Source organism: Bradyrhizobium sp. USDA 3311 (genome assembly GCF_054062495.1).
The window spans coordinates 5,318,770-5,341,582 of the sequence record NZ_JBSSFI010000001.1; the positions used below are offsets into that span (position 1 = coordinate 5,318,770).

Below are 22,813 nucleotides of genomic sequence, written 5' to 3' on the forward strand. Positions count from 1 at the left end.
AGGACGGGATGGCTAAGACCGTCCTGATCGTGGAAGACAACGAGCTCAACATGAAGCTCTTCCGCGACCTGTTGGAGGCGCACGGTTACCAGACCACGGGCACCAGCAACGGCTACGAGGCGCTGGATCTCGTTCGGAAAATGCGGCCCGACCTCGTGCTGATGGATATCCAATTGCCGCAGGTCTCGGGCCTGGAGGTGACGCGCTGGATCAAGGACGATCCGGAGTTGCGCTCCATTCCCGTCGTCGCGGTCACGGCCTTCGCGATGAAGGGCGACGAAGAGCGCATCCGCGAGGGCGGCTGCGAAGCCTATTTGTCCAAGCCGATTTCGGTCGGCAAGTTCATTGAGACGGTCCGGCGTTTTATCGGATAGGAAGTGAGTTCAAAGTGTCCGCGCGTATCCTGGTTGTCGATGACGTTCCTGCCAACGTCAAACTCCTCGAGGCCCGGCTTTCCGCCGAATATTTCGACGTGATGACCGCCTCGAACGGCACCGAGGCGCTGGCGATCTCCCGCCGCGCCGAATGCGACATCATCCTGCTCGACGTGATGATGCCCGACATGGACGGCTTCGAGGTCTGCCGCCGTCTGAAGACCGATCCGGCGACGCACCACATCCCCGTCGTGATGGTGACGGCGCTCGACAGCCCGTCCGACCGCAACCGCGGGCTGGAAGCGGGCGCCGACGATTTCCTGACCAAACCCGTCTCCGACGTCGTGCTGATCGCACGCGTGCGCTCGCTGACGCGGCTGAAGATGATGACCGACGAGCTGCGCATGCGCGCCATCACCTCGCTCGAGATCGGCATGCAGGCGCCGGAGCGCACTGCGGTCGCCGACACCGGCAAGGGCGGCCGCATCCTGCTGGTCGACGACCGCCAGTCCTCCTATGAGCGGCTGGCGAGCCTGCTCGCCGCCGAGCACACCGTCGATGTCGAGCCGAACCCGACCGAAGCGCTGTTCCACGCCGCCGAGGGCAATTACGACCTGCTGATCGTCTCGCTCGACCTCAACAATTTCGATGGCCTCAGGCTGTGCAGCCAGGCGCGCTCGCTGGAGCGCACGCGCCACGTGCCGATCCTGGCGATCGCGGACCCCGAGAATTCGACGCGGCTGCTCCGCGGCCTCGAGATCGGCGTCAACGACTACCTGCTGCGACCGATCGACAAGACCGAGCTGCTGGCGCGCGCCCGCACCCAGATCCGCCGCCGCCGCTACACCGATCATCTGCGCGACAACGTGCAGAATTCGATCGAGATGGCGATCACCGACGCGCTCACCGGCCTGCACAATCGCCGCTACATGGAGAGCCATCTGGCGACGCTCGCCGAGCAGGCCGCAACCCGCGGCAAGCCGCTGGCGCTGATGATCCTGGACATCGACTATTTCAAGTCGATCAACGACAATTACGGCCACGATGCCGGCGACGACGTGCTTCGCGAATTCGCGGTGCGCGTGCGCAAGTCGATCCGCGGCATTGACCTCGCCTGCCGCTATGGCGGCGAGGAGTTCGTCATCGTGATGCCGGAGACCGATCTCCACGTCGCCGGCATGGTCGCCGAGCGCCTGCGCCGCTCGATCGCGGGCGAGCCGTTCGCGATCCACAAGGGCACCAAGCGCATCGAGGTCACGATCTCGATCGGCCTCACAACGCTGGAGCAGAAGGGCGAGGCGGTCGCCGACGTCCTCAAGCGCGCCGACACCGCGCTGTATCGCGCGAAGCACGACGGCCGCAATCGCGTGGTCTCGCAGGCGGCGTGAGGGCGGCTCGCACAAAAGTTGCGAAAACAACCCCATGCACAGTAGCCGGCGCTAGCCGGATCAAGGGCTTACGCGGGTAGCAAACAGGCTTGCGCCGGCAGCGGCGCCATTTGACCCGTCGGGCAAAACAGGGGCATATTGGTATCGTCGGGTAGTGGGACAAATACTGCGGCCACATACTCAGTGTCGTCCCGGCGGAGGCCGGGACCCATAACCCCAGGGAGGGGTTGTGGTGCGAGCAGGTAACTCCGAGTCTTCGCCAAACATTTGCCTGTGGTTATGGGTCCCGGCCTTCGCCGGGACGACAGTGTTTATTGTGGCGCGGGCTTGCGTCCCTTTGTCGGCTTCGCACCATCCCCCACATCCACCCCCGCATTCCGCAACAACACCTTCGCCGCTTCCTTCGCGGCGCGCGCCATCGCGGGGTCGTCGCGGACGAGGTCCTGGGCGATCGAGCCGTCGACCAGCAGCACGAGCTGCGTTGCCAGCGCGTCCGCATTCGCAACGCCGAGCTCGTTGAGCCGCTCGCGAAACCAGACGCGGCGGCTTTCCTTGAAGGCGACCGCGATCTTCCTCACCGCGCGGTCCTTTGGGCCGAGCTCGGCCACCGCATTCACGAACGGGCAGCCGCGAAAATCCTTCGCCGCAAAACGGCGCTCCAGCGAATCGAAGGTGGCGAGGATCTGCTCGGCCGGCGGCTTGTCGGAGGGGCGCGGGGCTACGAAACGGCGCTCGAGGTAAGCCGCGATCAGCGCGTCCTTGGAGGGGAAGTGGTTGTACAGCGTGCGCTTGGAGATGCCGATCTCGGCCGCGATGGTGTCGACGCCGATGGCGCGAATGCCTTGCAGATAGAACAGCTTGTCGGCGGTCTCGAGGATCCGCTCCTTCATCGTCTGTGGGGTCGTCGGGGGAGCCATGCAGCAGCGCGCGTCCTGTTCGCTTGACAGCGTGCACCTTTTCATAGCCTAAGTACACAGGTCTGTGTAACCAAAATCAACTGATATTGCAGACGTCGGCGCTCGCGCCGCGCCCACGAGGGAGAAGAAAAATGCCCCTGTTGCAGGTCCTGCGGCCGACCTTGCCCATCCTGATCGGCGCCTCGATCATGCTGACGCTAAGCATGGGGTTGCGGCAGAGCCTCGGCATCTTCATGCAGCCGCTGACTCACGACATCCACATTTCGATCTCGGATTTCACGCTGGCGCTCGCCGTGCAGAACCTCGCCTGGGGCTTTCTCCAGCCGCTCGCCGGCGCGATGACGGTGCGCTACGGCTTCCGCCCGATCATGATCGTCGGCTCGCTGATGTACATCGCAGGCCTCATTCTGATGGCGACCGCGGGCGGGCTCGTCAGCATCATGATCGGCGCCGGCGTGCTGATCGGCACCTCGCTCGCCTGCACCGCGGCGGCGATCGCGATGTCGGTGGCCGCGCGCGCTGTGCCCGAGACCGTCCGGTCCACCGTGCTCGGCATCGTCTCCGGCGCGGGCTCGCTCGGCGCGCTGCTGTCCGCGCCGATCGGGCAGTTGCTCAACGAAGGCTTTGGCTGGCGCGTCGGGCTCGCCGGCTTCGTCATCATGTCGGTGCTGATGATCCCTGCGGCCTGGTATGCGGGGCGTGTCGACAAGGTCCCGCTGCCGAAGCCGGCCGCCGACGATATCGGCGACGCCACGGCCGCATCGGTGGCGACGGCCGCGTTCGGCAACGCCTCCTTCGCGGTGATGACCTGCGCCTATCTCGTCTGCGGCATGCAGCTCGTGTTCCTCACGACGCACCTGCCGTCCTACCTCGCGATCTGCGGCCTCGATCCGATGCTGAGCGCGCAGACGCTCGGCATGATCGGCGGCTTCAACGTGCTGGGCTCGCTGTTCTTCGGCTGGGCCGGCCAGCGCTGGAATAAGCTCGCGCTGTTAGGGGGCATCTACATCCTGCGCTCGCTGGCGCTCGCCTGGTACTTCATGCTGCCGGCGACGTCGTTCTCGACGCTGCTGTTCGGCGCCATCATGGGCTTCCTGTGGATGGGTGTAGGGCCGCTGGTGGCAGGCGCGGTCGCCGAGATGTTCGGTCTGCGCTGGCAGGCGATGATCCAGGGCCTCGCCTTCATGAGCCACCAGATCGGCAGCTTCCTCGGCGCCTACGGCGGAGGGGTGCTCTACGACGCGCTCGGCTCCTACACCATGGCCTGGCGCATCGGCGTCGCGCTCGGTCTTGCCGGCGGCATCGTGCAGGTGGCGTTCGCGCTGATCCGGCCGTCGCAGCCGCCGGTGCTGCGGACGGCGTAGCCGGGGCGGGGACTCGTGAGCGGCGGTTTGGGGGGATGCGGATGTCGCAGGATCTCACGGAAATGAGCTGTAGCTGCGCAGCCGATTGCAGCGCCTGCAGGGCGATTGCTGCTTAACGGAGACGTCGCCGCCAGTCGCTCGGTGTCACGCCGGCGAGTTTTCTGAACGCCGCGGCAAAGGCGGTTTGGGAGGCGTACCCGAGCGCCGCTGCGATCGAGACGACCGAATCGTCAGTATCGCGCAGCATGTTCATGGCTTGCTCGAGTCGGTACTGGCGGAGCCAGGCATGCGGCGAGAGCCCTGTGCTTTCCTTGAAGGCACGACAGAAATGGAAGCGTGACAGGCCGGCATCCGAAGCAAGCATCGCGAGAGAGACATCGGAATCGCTCTCCGAGCGCAGGCGATCGATCGCGCGGCGGAGGGCTGTTGGCGACAGCCCGCCGATCAGTGCCTGGATCGCGGTAGGCGAACCGACGTGCGCGGCCAAGATGCGGGTGGCCAGGAGATCTGTCAGTTGATGTCTGAACAAGGCATCCAGGGCCGCATTGCCGTCCAGTGCATCCGCTGCACTCAGCAGCAGGCGGGATGTGACGGGATCGGGATGCCCCGTTCGCTCCATGAGGTCGCCAGGTGCAGCCGCGCGGGCTTCCCGGGCGACACGATCGAGCGTCGTGTGGGGGAGGTAGAGCTGAACGACATTGATGTCCCCGGCAATGTCCCATCGGGCGCTTGAGCCTGCCGGAATGATCGTCACCACGCCGGAACGGGCCGTTCCGATCGCGACCGACTTGCCGGCGCGCCGCTCAAGTCGCTGCACGCCGCACGGGTAAGTCATGACGACATGATTGGCCATGGGTTCAACGACGTCATGTAGCGCGCCATGTTTCCAATGGGCGATGGCGCCGCCCAACGGATCGGAGGCCATACGAATTGGCGCGGTCTTGAGGACCCGCGCCATCTCCACATCGGCCGGGCGGAGCTCGGGAACCGGAACGTCCCTCGGGTGCGCCGCCGGCGAGAACAGAGCCGCCAAGGGATCGTGCAAGATGGTCTTGTTCATGGGCTTGTGCTCGACATTGTCGTGCGCCGTCCTATCCGATGGCGAACAAGCTAAGCCCAACCGTCGCGAATGGCCCGTCATGCGTTGTGAAATGTTGTTAGGAGGCGTCAGTCCTTCGCCCTTGGTAGTGTGAGGACTGCACGGCAATTTCCCGACCGTTGGCCTGACGCGGGACCTTGGCCTAAAATGTGGTCCGGAGCATGGGCACAATGCGACGGTTCCAATGACGACGCACGGCAAGGAAGTCCTGTCGTTCGGGCCGTTTCGCCTGACTGCAAGCGAGCGGTTGCTCACCAAAGACGGAGTTCCCGTCGACCTGGGCGCACGCGCCTACGAAATTCTGACCGCTCTTGTCTCCACGCCGAATGAAGTCATCAGCAAGAAAGACCTTCTGTCGCTGGTCTGGCCCAACGTCACGGTCGAAGAGGGCAGCCTGCGTGGTCAAATGGCCAGCCTGCGCAAGATGCTCGGCGACGGAAAAGACGGCGCGCGATACATAACGACCGTGGCCGGTCGAGGCTACTGCTTCGTAGCGCCAGTCTCACGGTCGCTCGGGGAGCCCGAGGCGGCATCAGCTGCCGCTGAGAGCTTTCGAAACGCCAACCTGCCCGTCCGTCCCGCAGGATTGATCGACCGGGAAGATGATCTGCAAAGGGTCGCCGCCCAGCTGGAAGTGGCGCGCTTCGTCACGGTGGTCGGCCTCGGAGGCGTCGGCAAGACCACGCTCGCGACCGCGCTCGGGCACCACCTGATTGAGGCATTCGGGGGCGCGGTGCTGTTTGTCGATCTGAGCATGTTGAGCGATTCACGGCTGGTGACGAGTACCGTCGCATCCATGCTGGGACTATCGGTGCGATCGGACGACGCTACGCCGAACCTGATCGCCTATCTTCGGGACAAGCGGGTCCTGTTGATCCTCGACACCTGCGAACATCTGATCGAGTCGGTAGCGACCTTCGCGTCGTGCGTCTTCAGAGAGACCCCGCAAGTCCACATACTCGCGACCAGCAGAGAAGCGCTACAGGTTGATGGGGAGCAGATCTATCGACTGGAGCCGTTGGCATGCCCGCCAGACGACGCGATGCCAACGGCGGCAATTGCGCGATCGTTCCCAGCCACGCAGCTGTTCGTCGAACGCGCAGCGGCGAGCGGCGCCCGGTTGGATCTCGACGATGCAGACGCGCCAATCGTGGTCGGTATCTGCCGGAAGCTGGACGGCGTGGCATTGGCCATAGAGCTGGCAGCAAGGCGCGTCGAGGCCTATGGATTGCGCGATACGGCGGCTCTGCTCGACCAGCGCTTGACCTTGTTGTGGCTGGGTTCGCGCACCGCGCCGCCGCGTCATAAGACTTTGCAGGCAACGCTGGACTGGAGCTACCGGTTGCTTTCCAGCGTCGAGCGGCTGGTACTTCGCCGGCTGGCCGTGTTCGTCGGACATTTCACGCTGGACGCAATGCTCGCGGTGGTCACAAGCGTCAACGTCGACCAGACCGCCGTCCTTGGCGCGATCGACAGCCTCATTGCCAAGTCGATGGTTACGACCCGCCCGATCGGAGCCATGATGCGCTATCGGCTGCTTGATACGACGCGCACTTACATTCTCGGGACGGAAATCACCGATCCGGAGGCTGCCGATCTGGCCGTGCGCCACGCAAACTACTTTCGGCGCTGGTCGGAGCAGGCGGGAAGGGAATGGGCAGCGTTGTCGAGCGGCGCTGAAAGGGAGGCGCACCTTGCCGACCTCAACAATGTCCGGGCGGCGTTGGAATGGTGTTTTGGCGAGGGCGGCGATCCCGAAATCGGGATCAAGCTGGCGGCAGCCGCAGCGCCTGTCCTCTTGGTGATGTCGCTGTTGTCCGAATGCTATCGCTGGTCGCAGCACGCAATCGTCGCGCTGGAAGGCAGGACCCGCGGCGAACCGGAGGAGATGCAGCTCCAGGCAAACCTCGGGGTTGCGTCAATGCACATGAACGGGCCGAGCGACGCAGCGCGTGCGGCGTTGGACCGAAGCCTCGCGATTGCGGAGGCAGGCGGCAACGTGCTCAGCCAAGTTGGAATTCTCGGCACGCTGTCGATGTTCTGCACGCGCGACGGCGAATTCAAGACTGCGCTGGATCATGCAAGGCGCGCGCGGACGGTTGCCGGGGCCGCCGAGGACCCTCACGCGATGGCCCTGGCCCAATCGGCCGTGGGCAGGGCGCTCCACTTCATCGGTGAGCACGGCAGCGCCCGGTCGGAGCTCGAGGCTGCGCTCCAGCATTGGTCGCACGCCCAGCGGGCCTATCTTGGGTTCGATGACCGCATCCTGGTTGGCCTCGGCCTTGCGCGGGGCCTATGGGTGCAGGGGCATCCCACCAAGGCCGCGGTCCGCGCGCGCGAGACAATCAAAGACGCGGAATCCAGCACCAATCCCGCATCGCTTGCTGTCGCTCTTGCCTGGGCTCCGGACGTATTCGTCTGGAACGGCGATCTCGCAAGCGCCGAAGCACATGCTGACCGCCTGGTGGCGCATGCCCGGTCCCATTCCCTGGGCCCCTATCTTCATGTTGGCTACGGGTACAAAGGCATCCTCGCGATCCGTCGTGGCGATGCAAGGGGGCGGCGTCGACACACTTCGCGGTTGCCTGAAGCACTGCCACGCGATGCACTACGAGGTGCGCAACACGGAGTTCAACATTCTCCTGGCGCAAGGGCTCCTCGCAATCGAACAGGTCGGCGAAGCCATAAGATTGATCGATGACACGATCAGCCGGGCCGAGGAGAATGGAGATCTCTTCTTCATGCCAGAAGCGTTGCGTGTCAGGGGATGCGCCGTCCTGGCTATGCCGACCCGGGTTGACGATGCGGAACGCTGGTTCAAGCAGTCGCTCGAATTGAGCCGTCGCCAAGGCGCGCCCGCCTGGGAGTTACGCACCGCAATCGATCTGGCTGCGCTGTTGGCGGGTCGAGGGCAACCTGACGATGCCTGCGGGCTGTTAAGGCCCGTGTTCGAGCAATTCACGGAAGGCCTGGAGACGGCAGATCTGGCAGCTGCCGGCCGCCTGTTGGCGTCCCTGGTCGGCAGGACGAACTCGTGATGGAGACGGCCGTTGGCGCCGACTGCTGGCGCCAACGTTGGAATCGGACGGCTTCAACGTGGCGACCCGCGGCAAGCGCGGGCCGACATCCGGGGCTGAGTTCAAGCGGACGGGACTAGCGCGGACGCCCCGACCGCTTGAGTTCTGCGACCTTAAACCTGTTGCCGGCGGCCAGGCTGCTGCAGAACCAGTGGGCTCTGTTTCGATTCTCGCCCAGGAACACCTTCGTCTCGACGCAATTCTCGTAGGACGTATGGGTGATGGTGTCTCGGCACGTTGGCGAGAAAGGTCCATAATCTATGTTGCCGCCCGACTCGCTACAGCCAATCCAGGGCTCCTTGCCGTGTGGGAAACTTGATGCACAGCCCCCGTTGCAGCTGCTGGCGACTTTCTCCAGGCTGGCAATCCTCCCCATCACTGAACCCGGTGCATACGAAGGCGTCCGTGCGGTTGACGATGACGTTTGAACGGTTGACGCAGTCCGGCGCGATGATGCCCCGGTGTTTGCCGCCCGCTGCGGCGCCGGTGGCTTCGTCAATTGCTTCGGTGCATCGACCGTGACGGGGGGAAGTGTGGCGGCGGAGCCGGTCGGGATCTGCGACGCGGCGGGACCGCACACCAGGACGGTTGACAAGACAGCGACAGTTGAAGGCACGACAAGGCTTGATGACAATCTCATGACCATGTCCTTCCCAAATCCGGGACGGAAATGCCGTTCCGGTAAGTGCACGGTAACATACATTCCGGATCGGGCAACCGAGGGTTGAGCGGATGTCTGCCGGTGGCCCGCGGCCGAGATGGCAGCCATGCAGAACGCGGAATGCTCGCGCCGTCATTGCGAGCCACCGGCCGCGCAAAGCGCGGCGCGATGACAGGCTCCGCGAGGCAATCCAGGGTGCCTCTGCAGAACGACTGGATTGCTCCGCAATTTTGTCGCGAGCTCCTCGCAATGACGGCGTGGAGAAGGAGTAGCGCGTCAGCTTCAGTCTCGCGCTCCGGACCCAGCGCCACAGCGCCCGCGCGTTGCCGCGCGCCCGGGACACGACAGACAAAATAAAAACGGGGCCGTGAGGCCCCGTCAAAAGTCCGTAACGTATCCCGCGATCTTACTTGATCTTCTTACTTGATCTTGGCTTCGCGGAATTCGACGTGCTTGCGCGCGACCGGGTCGTACTTCTTCTTGACCAGCTTGTCGGTCATGGTGCGCGAATTCTTCTTGGCGACGTAGTAGAAGCCGGTGTCGGCCGAGGACACGAGCTTGACCTTGATGGTGACCGCTTTGGCCATGTTCAGAACCTCAGAAATGAAGGGAATCTGGAGCCGGCCAAACGGCCCGCGTTGGCCGGCAACCTAGCCAGAAACCGCCTGATGTCAAGGTTTTACACCCCGAAAACCACCCAAATCGGGCCCATTACGCCTCGAAGAACCGGTTTTTCGGCCGCGGCAGGCCCAGATTCTCCCTCAAAGTGGCCCCTTCATACTCTTTGCGGAAAATCCCGCGCCGCTGGAGCTCCGGAACCACCTTGTCGACGAAATCGTCGAGGCCGGCGGGCAGGAACGGGAACATGATGTTGAAGCCGTCGGAGCCGCGCCCGACCAGCCATTCCTCCATCTGGTCGGCGATGGTCTTGGCGGTGCCGACAAAGGCCAGCCCGCCATAGCCGCCGACGCGCTGGGCGAGCTGGCGGACGGTGAGCTTTTCGCGGGCAGCGAGGTCCACCATGCGCTGCCTGCCGCTCTTGCTGGCGTTGGTCTCGGGGATCTCCGGCAGAGGCCCGTCCGGGTCGAAGCCCGACGCATCGGTGCCGAGGATGACAGAGAGCGAGGCGATGGCGCTGTCGTAATGCACGCGGCTGTCGAGCAGCGCGCGCTTCTCCTTGGCTTCATCGACGCTGTCGCCGACCACGACGAAGGCGCCGGGGAGGATCTTGAGATGTTCAGGGTCGCGGCCGACTTTCGCCATGCGGCTCTTGATGTCGGCGTAGAGTTTTTGCCCGTCGGCGAGGCTGCCGCCGCCGGTGAACACGGCCTCCGCCGTCTCGGCCGCAAGCTGCCTGCCGTCTTCGGAGGCACCGGCCTGCACGATCACCGGCCAGCCCTGCACCGGGCGGGCGATGTTGAGGGGGCCGCGCACCTTCAGGTATTTGCCGCTGTGGTCGAGCGTGTGCATCTTCGAGGGCTCGAAGAATAGCCCGCTCTCGACATCGCGCACGAAGGCATCGTCGGCGAAGGAATCCCACAGGCCGGTGACGACGTCGTAGAACTCGCGGGCGCGCTTGTAGCGCTCGGCGTGCTCCATGTGATCTTCGAGCCCGAAATTCAGCGCGGCGTCCGGGTTCGAGGTAGTGACGATGTTCCAGCCCGCGCGGCCGCCGCTGAGATGGTCCAGCGAGGCGAAGCGGCGCGCGACGTGATAGGGCTCGTCAAAGGTGGTCGAGCCGGTCGCGATCAGGCCGATCCGCTCGGTGACCGCTGAGAGCGCCGACAGCAGCGTGAACGGCTCGAACGACGTCACGGTGTGGCTGCGCTTGAGCGCGTTGATCGGCATGTTCAGCACGGCGAGGTGATCGGCCATGAAGAAGGCGTCGAACTTGCCGGCCTCGAGCTTCCTGATCAGCGTCTTGATGTGGCCGAAATTGAAATTGGCGTCCGGCCAGGCCCCCGGATAGCGCCAGGCGCCGGTGTGGATGCTGATCGGGCGCATGAACGCGCCAAGCTTGAGTTGTCGTTGTGCCATCGCCCCGTATCCGTTCTGGGTGTCGTTGGGGGAAGACATAGGCATGAGTGGGAACTCCGCCATTGGGGGAGGCGGGAAGAATTTTTCGTATTTCGCGATCCACTCAGCACAATCCCGTCATTCCGGGGCGCCGCGTCAGCGGCGAGCCCGGAATCCATCGGGCCGCAGAGACTGACGCGCAATGGATTCCGGGCTCGCGCCAAGGGGCGCGCCCCGGAATGACGAAGGAGCGCCCATCGAACCAATCCGCCGCTCGCTCCGACCAAAGCCATGACCTCGTGAGGAGACCATCAATGGCAGGCGCGATGACAGTGGATGGCGGCATGGTCCGTATTGACCGGCCGATGCCCTGGATTGGCCGGCTGCTGTCGTTGCCGCTGCTGGCGGCCAGCGGTTATCTGCTGTGGAATGTCGCGCTCGGCCTGCGCCAGGATTTTTCCAGCTTCGGCCGGCTCGCCGATGACCTCGTGCCGGTGCTGGTGTTCACCGGCCTCGGGCTGCTCGTCGGCATCCCCGGCCTGATCCTGCTCACCTTTCGCTATTTCGTCGTGCTCAACGAGACGCTGCGCCAGATCGTCATCACCAGCCAGTTCGGCCCGCTGAACATTCGCAGGCATCGCAATCTCGCTGACTATCACTTCATCAGCATCACCGACGACTACGACGCGGATCTGACGACCTATGACGTCAATCTCTGCGGCAACAAGGGCACCGAGCCGATCAACCTGATGAGCTTTACCAGGCGCGAGGAGGCGGACAAGCTCGCGGGCGAGATCGGCCGCGTCCTCAAGCTGCCGGCGCGCGACTATGTCGGCACCGAGCCGGATAGCGACGACGCATGATAAGAATACTCGATCGGCTTAGCCCGGTTCACCTCTCCCTACGGGAGAGGTGAGCAGTCAGCTCAAAATATCCTTCTGCATCTTGCCGCCGTAGAAATGGAAGAACGGCACCGGCGCGTCGTGGCGGAGCGGGCCGGTGGCAAGGCGCGTGTCGAGCTCGTTGAGCACGTTGCGCGTCATCGGATGCAGGTCGGCGAGCGGCTTCGATCCGAGCTCGACCCAGACCAGCTCGACCAGCTCAGCATCCGCATGGATCACGCCCTCGACGCGATGGGTGATCGCGGAGGCATCCGCGGTGAAGAAGCGCGTGTCGAACCGCTTGACGCGGCCCGGCGGGGTAATCGCGCGCGCGATCAGGAACAGGCCTGAGGGATCGGGCAGCAGGCTCGCATCAGCAAACGGCTTCCAGGCGCCTTCGAGCTTCGGCGCTTTCCCCTCGGCCTTGCGGCCGAGGCAGAGGCCGGTCTCCTCGCAGGCCTCGCGGATTGCGGCGATCGCCAGCGATTTTGCGCGTGAGGCCGGCGTCTTCGGGCTGCCCTTGGCGAGGTTGGCTTCCAGCTCGGAGGTGATGGGGGCCGCACACGGCACACGGTAGTCGGCCTTGTCGACGCGGCCGCCGGGGAAGACGAACTTGCCGGGCATGAACACCACCTTGTCGTGGCGCTTGCCGACCAGGACTTTCGGAACGGCGCCGCCGCGATCGACCAGGATCAGTGTCGCCGCATCCTTCGGGCGGAAATAGGGATGATGGTCGGCTTCCTTGCCCTCGTGGATCTTCGCCTTCTCGGCTGCCTGCAACGTGTCCGTCATGTCCTCACCCAAACCGCTTCTTGCTTATTGGTTACACCGGCGGAATACCATCCGGAGGGTTGTCGTCAAAGCCGTGCATGCGCAGGGCCCATTGCAATCCGACCACGGCGCCCTTGACCGGCTGGAGCAGCGCGAGCGAGGCGAAGAACGTGAAGGGCAGGTAGGCCGCGAAACTGAGCCAGACCGGCGTCGTGTAGTTGGTCTCGATCCAGAGGATGCCGGGCACCACGATGTGGCCGACGATGACGATGACGAGATAGGCGGGCAAATCGTCGGCGCGATGCGGCGTGAAGTCGAGGCCGCACGCCGAGCAATTGTCCGCTGTCTTCAGGAAGGCGCGGAACAGTTTGCCCTCGCCGCAACGCGGGCAGCGGCCGCGAAAGCCGCGCTTCATTGCCGTCCAGACATCGCGCTTCTCGACGAGGCCGGTCTCGCGCGTCCAGATTTTCGGGGCCGTGCTCATCGTCACCATGCCTTGCCCTTCTGGCCTTTGCCTTTGTTCTTCTTGCCCTTGCCGGGCTTCTTCGGCTTCGCCGGTTTTTGCTTCTTCGCCGGACTGCGTCCGGGATGCGCCTTGAACGAGGGGCGGCGTTGCGGACCGGATGCCCTGCGGCCCCGCGGCGCGGTCTCGCCGCTTGACGACAGCAGCTCGAAGCGCAGCGCGCCTGCGATCGGAGCTGCTTCTATCAGACGGACGTCGACCACGTCACCCAGCTGATGCATGGCGCCGCTGCGCGTGCCGACGAGGGCATGGCGGCTCTCGTCATAGTTGAAATATTCCGTGCCAAGGGATCGGATCGGGATCAGGCCGTCGGCGCCGGTCTCGCTCAGCTTGACGAACAGGCCGGCGCGCGTGACGCCGGAGACGCGGCCCTGGAAGCTCGAGCCGATACGGTCGGCGAGATGATGGGCGATCAGCCGGTCCACGGTCTCGCGCTCCGCCTTCATCGCGCGCCGCTCGGTCACCGAGATGTGGGCTGCGACCTCGCCGAGCGTTTCCGGTGTCTCGGTGTCGGGCAGCGCACCTTCGCCAAGGCCGAGCGCGCGGACCAGCGCGCGGTGCACGACGAGGTCGGCGTAGCGGCGGATCGGCGAGGTGAAATGCGCGTAGCGGCGCAGGTTCAGGCCAAAATGACCGTAATTCTCGGCGGAATATTCGGCCTGCGCCTGGGCGCGGAGCACGACTTCACTCACCAGCGGGAAGTGGTCGTGGCCCTCGAGCTGGGCCAGCACGCGGTTGAACAGGGCCGGGCGCAGCGCGCCTGATTTGGCGAAGGGAACGTCGAGCGTCTCCAGAAACTCCGCGAGCGCGTGGACCTTCTCCAGCGTCGGCTCGTCGTGCACGCGGTAGATCAGCGGCAGCGACTTCTTCTCGAGCATTTCCGCGGCAGCGACGTTGGCGAGGATCATGAACTCCTCGATCAGCTTGTGCGCATCGAGACGCTCGGGAACGATGACACGATCGACCGTGCCGTCGCTCCTAAGCAGGATCTTGCGCTCGGGCAGATCGAGATTGAGCGGATCGCGCTCGTCGCGGGCGCGCTTGACGCAGGCATAGGCGGTGTAGAGCGGCCTCAGGATCGGATCGAGCAGGGGGCCGGTGGTGTCGTCAGGCCGGCCGTCGATCGCGGCCTGCGCCTGTGCGTAGTTCAGCTTCGCCGCCGAGCGCATCAGGATGCGGTGGAACGTATGCGAGCGCTTGCGGCCGTCGGGGCCGATCACCATGCGCACCGCCAGCGCGCCGCGCGGCTCGCCCGGCACCAGCGAGCAGAGATTGTTGGAGATGCGCTCCGGCAGCATCGGCACGACGCGGTCGGGGAAATAGACCGAGTTGCCGCGGTCGAGCGCGTCGCGGTCGAGCGCGGTGCCCGGCCGCACGTAGAAGCTCACGTCGGCAATGGCGACGTTGACGATGAAGCCGCCCTTGTTGTTGGGATCGTCGTCGGCCTGCGCATGCACCGCGTCGTCATGATCTTTCGCATCGGGCGGATCGATGGTGACGAGCGGGACGTCGCGCCAGTCCTCGCGCCCCTTCAGGTTCGCCGGCTCCGCCGCTTCGGCTTCACGCTCTGCCGCCGGGCGGAATTGCAGCGGGATGTCGTGGGCGTAGATCGCGATCAGGCTGATCGCCTTCTCCGACTTGACCGAGCCGAGCTTCTCCTTCACGCGGCCTGAGGCGAGGCCGAAGGCGCGTGAGCGGACGATGTCGACGCTGACGAGGTCGCCGTCCTGGGCGTCCTGTGCATCGGCCGCGGCAATGTTCAGCTCGCGGTCGGCAGACTTCTTGTCGACGGGGACGAGCCGTCCGCCGCCTTCGGGCAGACTGCGGAACACGCCGAGGATGCGGCTCTTGGCCTTGTCGAAGACCTTGATGATGTGGCCGCGATAGGCCGGGCCCTCGGTCTCGTCGATGCGCTCGACGCGCAGCAGGGCGCGGTCGCCGACGCCGGCGGCGGTGCCGGGCTTCGGCCGGCGCGGCATGACGATGAGGATTTTTGGCGGTTCGCCGCTTTCGACCTCGTCCCATTCGGTGGGGGAGGCGATCAGCTCGCCATCGGAGTCGCGGCCGGTGATGTCGGCGACCAGCGTCGACGGCAGGGTGTCCGGTTCCGAGACCTTGTGGCGCTTCTTCTTGATGGTCCCGTCGTCGGCGAGCTCGCGCAGCATGCGCTTGAGCTCGACGCGATCGGCGTTCTTCAGGCCGAACTCGCGCGCAATTTCGCGGGTGCCGACGTTTCCCTGATTTGCCTTGATGAAGGCGACGATGGCTTGCCTGTCGGGAAAGCCACGGTCATTCTTGCGTTTCACTTAACCTCTAATTCTTGCCGGCACTCTTCTTGGCCGGAGTGTTTGCAGGATTCTTGGTGGCGGCGGCCTTGGTCGGCGACGTCTTTGCAGTCGACGACACGGCGGCGCGCGCCTTGCTGGTGGATTCGGATTTGGCCGCGGCTTTCTTCGCGGCCGGTTTCTTGGGTTTGGGCGCGGCGTCATCGCCGCCGGCGGCCTTCGCCGCAGCCTTCTTGGCCTTGGCCGGCTTCGCCGCCTTCTTCGCCTTGGTCTTGCCGCCACCCTTGGCCGCGCGCTCGTCGATCAGCGCGATCGCCTGCGGCAGCGTGACGGTGTCCTTTTCGAACTCGGCCGGGATCGTCGCGTTGACGCCGCCGGCGGTGACATAGGCGCCGTAACGGCCGCTCTTCACGGTGACGGTGCCGAGCGTCGGATGATCGCCGATCGCCTTGCCGGGGTCGGCGCCGAAGCGGCGGCTCGGGCCCTTGGCGACCTTTTCCGCGATCAGCGTCACGGCGCGGTTGAGGCCGATGTCGAAGACCTCGTCGCCGGCCTCGAGGCTGGCATAGGTCTTCTCGTGCTTCACGAACGGCCCGAAGCGGCCGAGGCCGGCGGTGATCGGCTGACCGGTCTCCGGATGCTTGCCGATCTCGCGCGGCAGCGACAGCAGCTTCAGCGCAAGCTCGAGCTCGACGTCGCCGGGCGAGGTGCCCTTCGGGATGCCCGCGCGCTTCGGCTTCTCGCCTTCCTCATAATCCTTCTGCTCGCCGAGCTGGATGTACGGGCCGAAGCGGCCAGCCTTGACCCAGACGTCGCGACCGGTGTCGGGATCCTGGCCGAGCGAACGGTCGGCCGTCGCCTCGCTGTCGGCGGCGAGCTGACGGGTGTAGCGGCACTCCGGATAGTTCGAGCAGCCGACGAAGGCGCCGAACTTGCCGGCCTTGAGATTGAGCCGGCCGTTGCCGCAGCTCGGGCACTGCCTGATGTCGCCGCCGTCGGCGCGGGGCGGATAGATGTGCTGTCCGAGCATGTCGTCGAGCACGTCAAGCACCTGCGCCACGCGCAAATCCTTGATCTCGTCGACGGCGCCGATGAAGCCGCTCCAGAAATCCTTCAGCACCTGCTGCCAGGAGATCTCGTTGTTGGAGATGCGATCGAGCTGCTCTTCCAGGTTGGCGGTGAAGTCGTATTCGACGTAGCGGCTGAAGAAGCTTTCGAGGAACGCGACCACGACGCGGCCCTTGTCCTCGCCGTGCAGGCGCTTCTTCTCCAGCTTGACGTAGCCGCGGTCCTTCAGGACCTGGAGGATCGAGGCATAGGTCGAGGGCCGGCCGATGCCGAGCTCCTCCATGCGCTTGACCAGCGAGGCCTCGGAGAAGCGCGGCGGCGGCTCGGTGAAGTGCTGGGTGACGGCGAGCGACTGCCGCTTCAGGCCGTCGCCGGCGCTCATCGCGGGCAGGCGGCGGGAATCCTCGTCTTCCTCGTCGTCGCGGCCTTCCTGGTAGAGCGCGAGGAAGCCGTCGAACTTGACGACCTGGCCGGTGGCGCGCAGCTCCAGCGTACGGCCGCCGGCCTTCGCCGTGATGTCGACGGTGGTGCGCTCGAGCTCGGCCGCTTCCATCTGGCTCGCGATGGTGCGCTTCCAGATCAGCTCGTAGAGCCGCGCCTGATCGGAATCGAGCCTGCGGCTCATGCTGTCCGGGCGGCGGGACATGTCGGTCGGGCGGATCGCTTCGTGCGCTTCCTGGGCGTTCTTGGCCTTGGCCTGGTACTGGCGCGGGGCCTCCGGCACGTAGGCGTTGCCGTAATCCTCGCCGATCACCTTGCGCGCCTGGGTGATCGCGGACGGATCGATCTGCACGCCGTCGGTACGCATATAAGTAATGAGTCCGGTGGTCTCGCCGCCGATGTCGATGCCTTCATAGAGGCGCTGGGCGATGCGCATCGTGTGCGCGGGCGCAAAGCCGTATTTGCGGCTGGCTTCCTGCTGCAGCGTGGAGGTGGTGAAGGGGGCCTGCGGATTGCGTCGGGCGGGCTTTGCATCGACCGCGGTGACCGCGTAGGCGGCGGCTTCCAGCGCCTTCTTGAAGTCTTCGGCTTCCGCGCCGGTGCCGATGTCGAGGCGCTGGATCTTCTTGCCGTCGGCGCCGACGAGACGCGCCTCGAACGCATCGCCGCGCGGGGTGAGCAGGGTCGCGACCAGCGACCAGTATTCGCGGGCGACGAACTTCTCGATCTCGAGCTCGCGGTCGCAGACGAGGCGCAGCGCCACCGACTGCACGCGGCCGGCCGAGCGGGCGCCCGGCAGCTTGCGCCACAGCACGGGGGAGAGGGTGAAGCCGACCAGATAGTCCAGCGCGCGGCGCGCCATATAGGCGTCGACCAGCGCGCCGTCGATCTGGCGCGGATGCTTCATCGCGTCGGTGACGGCCTGCTTGGTGATGGCGTTGAACACCACGCGCTCGATCTTCTGATCCTTGAGAGCGCGCTTTTCCTTCAACACCTCCAGCACGTGCCAGGAGATGGCCTCGCCCTCGCGATCAGGGTCGGTGGCGAGAATCAGGCGGTCGGCGTTCTTCAGAGACTTGGCGATATCGTTGAGCCGGCCGGCCGCCTTGGGGTCGACCTCCCAGATCATCTTGAAATTGGCGTCCGGATCGACGGAACCGTTCTTCGCCGGGAGGTCGCGGACATGGCCGAACGAGGCCAGAACCTCATAGGACGAGCCCAAATACTTGTTGATCGTCTTGGCTTTCGCCGGCGACTCCACAATGACGATATTCATGTAGTTCCAGTAACTTATGGGGAAATTCTAGGCCGAATTCGACGAGATTCGGGTCGGCCGTTTCGAACCGAACATGGGTGGTGAGGCCGTCGCTGTCAAATCGAGGGGTGTAGAAAGCCGCCGCGATGGGAAAAGTTTCATATCGAGAAAGTTGCAAAATACCACCTTGGAGTTGCGGTCGATGTGGGCGTAATGTTCCCGTGGGGCATGGATTCGGGGTGGGGTCTGGTGACTAGGCCAGGAAAGAAACGGGCGCGCGCCGCATCAGGCGCGCGGGAAGGCTCGCGCCACGAGGAACCGGGGGAAGGCGGGGCCGATGAGGCGGTTGCCTTCATCGCCGAGCAGGTGGCGGTGTTGCGCAAGCTCGCCGAGCGCCACAGGCTCGACGTGCTGCATTATCTCTTAGGCATGACGCAGCTGGAGGCCGACGAGCATCTGCGGCTGCGCACCAAGCGCAAGCTGTCGTGAGGTTCTCATGTCGTCCCGGCGAAGGCCGGGACCCATACCGCGAGGTCTATCGATCTGAGCGGGGGGCCAATTCCGAACCACGAGTCTTCGCCTAACCGCTCCCTGTGGTTATGGGTCCCGGCCTTCGCCGGGACGACCATGAGGAGAGATCGTACGCGATGTCATCCTGTTGCGCGCCGCCGCAGCGCCGGTCGCGGCTTCACTGTCGTATCCGCCTGGCTGAGCAGGCGCCCGTCCTCCGCGCGCAGCTCCAGCTTGCGCACCGGGCGGCCTTTCTCGCGATCGACCAGGATGGTCGCGATCTGCTCGGGGTGGTCGTCGAATTCCTCGCTCCATTGCCGCAGCGCGACCAGGATCGGGAAGGTGCCGCGGCCCTTCGGCGTCAGCACGTATTCAGAATAGGCGCTGCCGTCGGAGGCGGGGGCGGTCTCCAGAATGTCGTGATCGACCAGCGCGCGCAGCCGTACGGCCAGAATGTTCTTCGCCATGCCGAGCTTGCTCTGAAACTCGCCGAAGCGGCGCAGGCCGAACAGCGCCTCGCGGATAATCAAGAGCGACCACCAGTCGCCGATCGCCTCCAGCGAGCGTGCGATCGGGCAGGTATCGCCCTCGAAGCTGGTTCGTTTCACCATCGTCCTGGTCCTTTCGCGTTCGCCCGATTCCGGAGGCGATCACGCGCTTGTGTGGTTGCATCATAAAACCAAATGCCCTAGATGGCAACGTAGTTTCATTATGAAACCACTGGAGGCGAACGTGAGACTGAAGAACAAGACGGCATTGATTACGGGCGGCAACGGCGGCATCGGCCTTGCGACTGCAAAGCTGTTCGTGGCCGAGGGTGCCAAGGTGGTGATCACCGGGCGCAACAAGGAGACGCTGGCGGCTGCCGCGAAGGAGCTCGGCCCGAACTCGCTTGCGGTCGTCGCCGATGCCACCGACATCGCCGCCACCGAAGCCGCGACCAGGCAGGGCGCCGAGAAGTTCGGCAAGTTCGACATCGTGTTCGCAAATGCCGGTATTCCCGGCAGCACGCCGCTCGGTGCGGCGACGCTGGAGGTCTTTGAGAAGGTGATCAGCACGAACCTCACCGGCGTGTTCTTCACGGTCCAGTCGGCGCTGCCTCATCTCAACGACAATGCCTCGATCATCCTCAACGGCTCGGTGATCTCTGTGCTCGGCATTCCCGGCTATTCGGCTTACGGCGCGGCGAAGGCCGGCGTGCGGGCGATGGCGCGGATCATGGCCTCGGAGCTGTCGCCGCGCGGCATCCGCGTCAACGTCGTCGCGCCGGGCGCGATCCGCACGCCGATCTGGGGCGCTGCGATCGCAACGCCTGAAGCCGAGAAGGCGTTCGAGAAGCGCATCGCGCTGTCGACGCCGCTCGGCCGCATTGGTGAACCCGATCACATCTCGAAGACGGTGCTGTTCCTCGCCTCCGATGATTCCGCGCATATTCAAGGCCAGGAGATCTTCGTCGATGGCGGCGCAGTCGCCGCTCCGAGCGGTGCGCCGATCTATCGCGGCTGATCAAATCAAGTGCAAATTGAATCGGTCGGCGCGACGAGGTCGGTTGCGCCGGCCGGTTCCCTCGTCCCGCGGGATGTATTTTCTGAACCTTGCGTGATCAGGTTGAACCTTGCCGCAAGCTGCCAAGACCCTTTTACGGGCAGGGGGTCATAAGACTCATTTTCAGGGAGCCCGTCATGCCAAAGGCAGCTCGTATTTTTTCGTCGATTTCAACACCGCGCATTTTCACCGAACGCTCCGCCATTCCCGCCAGGCGCTCCGACAAATCGGAGCTCATCGGGGTGGCTGTTTTCTCCGGCATCGGCCTGTTCGTTTCGCTCGTGGCCGTCATCCTGGGCATGCAGGGCGCCTGGTTTTAGCCCGTGCGATCTGTCAGCCGCCGCCGGAATCCGGCAGCGGCTGCTGCGGTCGGCGGGAGCCTCACGCCGCCTGAAGGCTGGTGGCCGCCTGAAGTGCGCCGGCCAGCGCTTTCTCACGATGGTCCGGCCCGACCTGGATGCCATCGGCGGAGATGAACTCGGGATCGGTGATGCCGATGAAGCCGAACACCCAGCGCAGATAGGTTTCGAGATGCTCGCCAGCGGCAGTCGGCATGTCCGCGCCGTAATAGCCGCCGCGCGAGATCGCCACGATCACGCGCTTTGCGCCGGCAAGGCCCTGCGGTCCATTGGCGCCGTATTGAAATGTCTTCCCCGCCACCAGGATGCGGTCGATCCAGGCCTTGAGCTGGCTCGGGATGGTGAAATTGTACATGGGCGCGCCGATCACGACCACGTCGGCAGCGAGGAACTCGTTCAGCACGGCCGCGCTCGCGGCAAGGTCGGGTCCGAGTTCCGCCGGCGCAGGCGCGCCTTGCGCGGCCGCCAGATGCGAGCCGGAGAGGTGGGCGAGCGGGGTCTGGGTCAGATCGCGATAGACGACCTCGAGTGAGGGCGTCGCCTGGCGGAGACGGTCGACGATGGCGGCGGAAACCTGCCGGCTGACGGAGTGGGGGCCGAGCACGCTGGAGTCGATATGGAGGAGTTTCATTGAGGTCACCCATGGTATAGATTTGTAACCCGCACTACATGAGTGACCATCGAAATCCCCGCAAGAACGCACTTTTTTGAGCCATGGACACATCTTTGAAACCTGCGCACATCGATCTGCCTGCTTCGCCAAGGTCGGTTCCAAGGCCCGATCCCAACCATGCGGACTGCCGCGGGGTCGCCTCCGTGCTGTCCCGCGTCGGCGACAAATGGAGTGTGTTCGTCATCATGATGCTCGGCGACGGACCGAAGCGCTTCAACGAACTCAAGCGCATGATCAACGGCATCTCGCAGCGGATGCTGACCTTGACGCTGCGTGGCCTCGAGCGCGACGGCCTCGTCACGCGCACGATCTTCCCGACCATTCCGCCGCGCGTGGACTATGAGCTGACCGATCTCGGCCGCGGCCTGTCGCGGCCCGTGGAGGCGCTCGGCAAGTGGGCGATGGAGCATCTGGCGCAGATCGAGGCCGCACGTACGCGGTTCGACAAGCGCGGCGAGAACTAAAGCAGCGACACCAATCCGCCGCCGTGGCGTTCGAGCCGGCCGGCGAGCTCGAGCTCCAGCAGCACGGTGCGCACGATCGCCGGCGAGGCGCCGGACATCCGCACGAGATCGTCGAGGCCGATCGGCACGGGGCCGAGCAGGCTGACGATCTGGTCGCGGTCGTGCGTCTGCGGGTCGCTCTCGAACGGCTCGCTGTCGGGCTCGCGCGCAGGAATCACCAGCGGCCGCTCCATGATCGGTGCGACAGCGTTGATGACGTCGGCAGCTTCGGTGACGAGCGTTGCGCCCTGCTTGATCAGATCATTGGTGCCGGCGGCGCGCGGATCGAGCGGCGAGCCCGGCACCGCGAACACCTCGCGGCCCTGTTCGGCCGCCATGCGCGCGGTGATCAGCGAGCCCGAGCGGTGCGCGGCCTCCACCACGACGACGCCGAGCGAAGCGCCCGAGATCAGCCGGTTGCGGCGGGGGAAGTCACGGGCGCGCGGCTCGTGGCCGAGCGGCATCTCGGAGATCGCCGCGCCCGCGTGATCGAGGATCGATCCGAGCAGGTCGCCGTGCTCGGGCGGATAGATGCAGTCATGGCCGCCGGCGAGCACGGCGATCGTGCCGCTCTCGACGCTGGCGCGATGCGCGGCCTGGTCGACGCCGCGGGCCAGCCCCGAGATGATGATGAAGCCGGCTTCGCCAAGCTCACGCGCGAGCTGACCAGCAAATTTCAGCCCAGCGCCGGAGGCATTGCGCGAGCCGACGATCGCGATCATCGGCCGCATCAAGGTTGTCGTGTCGCCGCGTACCGCGAGCAGTGGCGGGGCGTCGTCGAGCGTCGAAAGACGCGCGGGATAGCCGTCCTCGCCGGGCGCGAGCCAGGCGATGCCGAATTTGCGGCTGGCGGCGAGCTCGGCCTTCGCCTCGTCCGCGCTACAGATGCGCCCCGACCGCGCCGCGCCGCCGCGGCGTGCCAGATCCGGCAGCCGCTCCAGCGCAGCGCGCGCGCTGCCGAAATGATCGACCAGCGAACGGAAGGTGCGCGGCCCGACATTGTCGGAGCGGATCAGCCGCAGGCGGTCGACCCGTTCGGCTTCGGTCAGCTCCACGCTGGGGTTGATGGCGTCCACGGCGTCTCCTTGCAGGCACAGCATGGA

Annotated in this window: 21 protein-coding genes; 10 read left to right on the forward strand and 11 right to left on the reverse strand. The window is 65.2% G+C overall.

Annotated elements, in window-relative coordinates:
* Window positions 1–8: 8 nt before the first annotated feature.
* Both ACVWW6_RS25430 and ACVWW6_RS25435 read left to right on the forward strand, forming a co-directional pair.
* Window positions 9–374: a response regulator gene (locus ACVWW6_RS25430; protein ID WP_007603272.1), complete on the forward strand. Its 366-nt coding sequence runs from the start codon at window positions 9–11 to the stop codon at window positions 372–374.
* Between the two features lie 14 nt (window positions 375–388).
* Window positions 389–1,762, forward strand: coding sequence for a PleD family two-component system response regulator (locus ACVWW6_RS25435; RefSeq protein ID WP_028171565.1), 1,374 nt, complete (start codon window positions 389–391; stop codon window positions 1,760–1,762).
* A gap of 311 nt (window positions 1,763–2,073) precedes the next feature.
* Here the strand turns inward: ACVWW6_RS25435 and ACVWW6_RS25440 are convergent, their stop codons facing one another.
* On the reverse strand, window positions 2,074–2,679 hold the full coding sequence (locus ACVWW6_RS25440) for a TetR/AcrR family transcriptional regulator (protein WP_060913132.1): 606 nt from the start codon (window positions 2,677–2,679) through the stop codon (window positions 2,074–2,076).
* 131 nt (window positions 2,680–2,810) lie between these two features.
* Here ACVWW6_RS25440 and ACVWW6_RS25445 point away from each other — a divergent pair, with 131 nt between their 5' ends.
* The gene (locus ACVWW6_RS25445) at window positions 2,811–4,043 is read left to right on the forward strand and encodes an MFS transporter (protein WP_060912513.1); all 1,233 of its coding nucleotides are present in this window, start codon (window positions 2,811–2,813) and stop codon (window positions 4,041–4,043) included.
* A gap of 112 nt (window positions 4,044–4,155) precedes the next feature.
* Here ACVWW6_RS25445 and ACVWW6_RS25450 read toward each other — a convergent pair whose 3' ends face one another.
* Window positions 4,156–5,103: a helix-turn-helix transcriptional regulator gene (locus ACVWW6_RS25450; RefSeq protein WP_060912512.1), complete on the reverse strand. Its 948-nt coding sequence runs from the start codon at window positions 5,101–5,103 to the stop codon at window positions 4,156–4,158.
* 223 nt (window positions 5,104–5,326) lie between these two features.
* Here ACVWW6_RS25450 and ACVWW6_RS25455 point away from each other — a divergent pair, with 223 nt between their 5' ends.
* Together ACVWW6_RS25455 and ACVWW6_RS25460 are read left to right on the forward strand one after the other, a co-directional pair.
* Window positions 5,327–7,843 carry an ATP-binding protein gene (locus ACVWW6_RS25455; protein WP_456681553.1) on the forward strand — a complete coding sequence of 839 codons (2,517 nt, stop codon included), beginning with the start codon at window positions 5,327–5,329 and terminating at the stop codon, window positions 7,841–7,843.
* The gene (locus tag ACVWW6_RS25460) at window positions 7,833–8,180 is read left to right on the forward strand and encodes a hypothetical protein (RefSeq protein ID WP_456681554.1); all 348 of its coding nucleotides are present in this window, start codon (window positions 7,833–7,835) and stop codon (window positions 8,178–8,180) included. Before ACVWW6_RS25455 ends, ACVWW6_RS25460 begins: the two co-directional genes overlap by 11 nt.
* A gap of 1,119 nt (window positions 8,181–9,299) precedes the next feature.
* Here the strand turns inward: ACVWW6_RS25460 and rpmG are convergent.
* Window positions 9,300–9,467, reverse strand: a complete 168-nt coding sequence (rpmG, locus tag ACVWW6_RS25465) for a 50S ribosomal protein L33 (protein ID WP_007603295.1) — start codon at window positions 9,465–9,467, stop codon at window positions 9,300–9,302.
* A 124-nt stretch (window positions 9,468–9,591) separates the two neighbouring features.
* Window positions 9,592–10,917, reverse strand: coding sequence for an LLM class flavin-dependent oxidoreductase (locus ACVWW6_RS25470; RefSeq protein WP_456681555.1), 1,326 nt, complete (start codon window positions 10,915–10,917; stop codon window positions 9,592–9,594).
* A 293-nt stretch (window positions 10,918–11,210) separates the two neighbouring features.
* Here ACVWW6_RS25470 and ACVWW6_RS25475 point away from each other — a divergent pair, with 293 nt between their 5' ends.
* The gene (locus tag ACVWW6_RS25475; protein WP_375762003.1) at window positions 11,211–11,759 is read left to right on the forward strand and encodes a hypothetical protein; all 549 of its coding nucleotides are present in this window, start codon (window positions 11,211–11,213) and stop codon (window positions 11,757–11,759) included.
* A gap of 57 nt (window positions 11,760–11,816) precedes the next feature.
* Here the strand turns inward: ACVWW6_RS25475 and ACVWW6_RS25480 are convergent, their stop codons facing one another.
* The 4 genes from ACVWW6_RS25480 to topA are packed head-to-tail and all read right to left on the reverse strand — an operon-like array spanning window position 11,817 to window position 18,141.
* On the reverse strand, window positions 11,817–12,569 hold the full coding sequence (locus ACVWW6_RS25480; RefSeq protein ID WP_456681556.1) for an NUDIX hydrolase: 753 nt from the start codon (window positions 12,567–12,569) through the stop codon (window positions 11,817–11,819).
* Window positions 12,570–12,600: 31 nt separating this feature from the next.
* Window positions 12,601–13,041, reverse strand: a complete 441-nt coding sequence (locus ACVWW6_RS25485; RefSeq protein ID WP_456681557.1) for a DUF983 domain-containing protein — start codon at window positions 13,039–13,041, stop codon at window positions 12,601–12,603.
* Entirely contained in the window at window positions 13,035–15,377 is a 2,343-nt protein-coding gene (gene rnr / locus ACVWW6_RS25490; protein ID WP_456681558.1) for a ribonuclease R, read from the reverse strand. Before rnr ends, ACVWW6_RS25485 begins: the two co-directional genes overlap by 7 nt.
* A gap of 7 nt (window positions 15,378–15,384) precedes the next feature.
* Entirely contained in the window at window positions 15,385–18,141 is a 2,757-nt protein-coding gene (gene topA / locus ACVWW6_RS25495; RefSeq protein WP_456681559.1) for a type I DNA topoisomerase, read from the reverse strand.
* Between the two features lie 228 nt (window positions 18,142–18,369).
* On the opposite strand from topA, the gene ACVWW6_RS25500 reads away from it, so the two are divergent.
* Window positions 18,370–18,609, forward strand: a complete 240-nt coding sequence (locus ACVWW6_RS25500) for a hypothetical protein (RefSeq protein WP_028171576.1) — start codon at window positions 18,370–18,372, stop codon at window positions 18,607–18,609.
* 161 nt (window positions 18,610–18,770) lie between these two features.
* Here the strand turns inward: ACVWW6_RS25500 and ACVWW6_RS25505 are convergent, their stop codons facing one another.
* A complete protein-coding gene (locus ACVWW6_RS25505; protein ID WP_271554739.1) occupies window positions 18,771–19,241 on the reverse strand; it encodes a winged helix-turn-helix transcriptional regulator in 471 nt (156 codons plus the stop codon).
* 121 nt (window positions 19,242–19,362) lie between these two features.
* Between ACVWW6_RS25505 and ACVWW6_RS25510 the strand changes: the two genes are divergently transcribed.
* Both ACVWW6_RS25510 and ACVWW6_RS25515 read left to right on the forward strand, forming a co-directional pair.
* Entirely contained in the window at window positions 19,363–20,136 is a 774-nt protein-coding gene (locus ACVWW6_RS25510; protein WP_456681560.1) for an SDR family oxidoreductase, read from the forward strand.
* A gap of 176 nt (window positions 20,137–20,312) precedes the next feature.
* A complete protein-coding gene (locus ACVWW6_RS25515) occupies window positions 20,313–20,495 on the forward strand; it encodes a hypothetical protein (RefSeq protein WP_011087867.1) in 183 nt (60 codons plus the stop codon).
* 61 nt (window positions 20,496–20,556) lie between these two features.
* Here the strand turns inward: ACVWW6_RS25515 and ACVWW6_RS25520 are convergent, their stop codons facing one another.
* Window positions 20,557–21,165 carry an FMN-dependent NADH-azoreductase gene (locus ACVWW6_RS25520; protein ID WP_011087866.1) on the reverse strand — a complete coding sequence of 203 codons (609 nt, stop codon included), beginning with the start codon at window positions 21,163–21,165 and terminating at the stop codon, window positions 20,557–20,559.
* Window positions 21,166–21,248: 83 nt separating this feature from the next.
* Between ACVWW6_RS25520 and ACVWW6_RS25525 the strand changes: the two genes are divergently transcribed.
* Window positions 21,249–21,671 (forward strand): winged helix-turn-helix transcriptional regulator, encoded by a 423-nt coding sequence (locus tag ACVWW6_RS25525; protein ID WP_161534669.1) that lies wholly within the window; start codon window positions 21,249–21,251, stop codon window positions 21,669–21,671.
* Here the strand turns inward: ACVWW6_RS25525 and dprA are convergent.
* Complete coding sequence (dprA, locus tag ACVWW6_RS25530) at window positions 21,668–22,810, reverse strand: DNA-processing protein DprA (RefSeq protein WP_456681561.1); 1,143 nt, start codon at window positions 22,808–22,810, stop codon at window positions 21,668–21,670. The genes ACVWW6_RS25525 and dprA overlap by 4 nt on opposite strands.
* Window positions 22,811–22,813 lie beyond the last annotated feature (3 nt).

Bases quoted from the DNA above. Each gene is read 5' to 3' on its own strand.
- ACVWW6_RS25430 (WP_007603272.1), top strand. From the start codon at position 9: ATGGCTAAGACCGTCCTGATCGTGGAAGACAACGAGCTCAACATGAAG.
- ACVWW6_RS25440 (WP_060913132.1), bottom strand. From the start codon at position 2,679: ATGGCTCCCCCGACGACCCCACAGACGATGAAGGAGCGGATCCTCGAG.
- ACVWW6_RS25445 (WP_060912513.1), top strand. From the start codon at position 2,811: ATGCCCCTGTTGCAGGTCCTGCGGCCGACCTTGCCCATCCTGATCGGC.
- ACVWW6_RS25450 (WP_060912512.1), bottom strand. From the start codon at position 5,103: ATGAACAAGACCATCTTGCACGATCCCTTGGCGGCTCTGTTCTCGCCG.
- ACVWW6_RS25455 (WP_456681553.1), top strand. From the start codon at position 5,327: ATGACGACGCACGGCAAGGAAGTCCTGTCGTTCGGGCCGTTTCGCCTG.
- rpmG (WP_007603295.1), bottom strand. From the start codon at position 9,467: ATGGCCAAAGCGGTCACCATCAAGGTCAAGCTCGTGTCCTCGGCCGAC.
- ACVWW6_RS25470 (WP_456681555.1), bottom strand. From the start codon at position 10,917: ATGGCACAACGACAACTCAAGCTTGGCGCGTTCATGCGCCCGATCAGC.
- ACVWW6_RS25475 (WP_375762003.1), top strand. From the start codon at position 11,211: ATGGCAGGCGCGATGACAGTGGATGGCGGCATGGTCCGTATTGACCGG.
- ACVWW6_RS25480 (WP_456681556.1), bottom strand. From the start codon at position 12,569: ATGACGGACACGTTGCAGGCAGCCGAGAAGGCGAAGATCCACGAGGGC.
- ACVWW6_RS25485 (WP_456681557.1), bottom strand. From the start codon at position 13,041: ATGGTGACGATGAGCACGGCCCCGAAAATCTGGACGCGCGAGACCGGC.
- topA (WP_456681559.1), bottom strand. From the start codon at position 18,141: ATGAATATCGTCATTGTGGAGTCGCCGGCGAAAGCCAAGACGATCAAC.
- ACVWW6_RS25505 (WP_271554739.1), bottom strand. From the start codon at position 19,241: ATGGTGAAACGAACCAGCTTCGAGGGCGATACCTGCCCGATCGCACGC.
- ACVWW6_RS25515 (WP_011087867.1), top strand. From the start codon at position 20,313: ATGCCAAAGGCAGCTCGTATTTTTTCGTCGATTTCAACACCGCGCATT.
- ACVWW6_RS25520 (WP_011087866.1), bottom strand. From the start codon at position 21,165: ATGAAACTCCTCCATATCGACTCCAGCGTGCTCGGCCCCCACTCCGTC.
- ACVWW6_RS25525 (WP_161534669.1), top strand. From the start codon at position 21,249: ATGGACACATCTTTGAAACCTGCGCACATCGATCTGCCTGCTTCGCCA.
- dprA (WP_456681561.1), bottom strand. From the start codon at position 22,810: ATGCTGTGCCTGCAAGGAGACGCCGTGGACGCCATCAACCCCAGCGTG.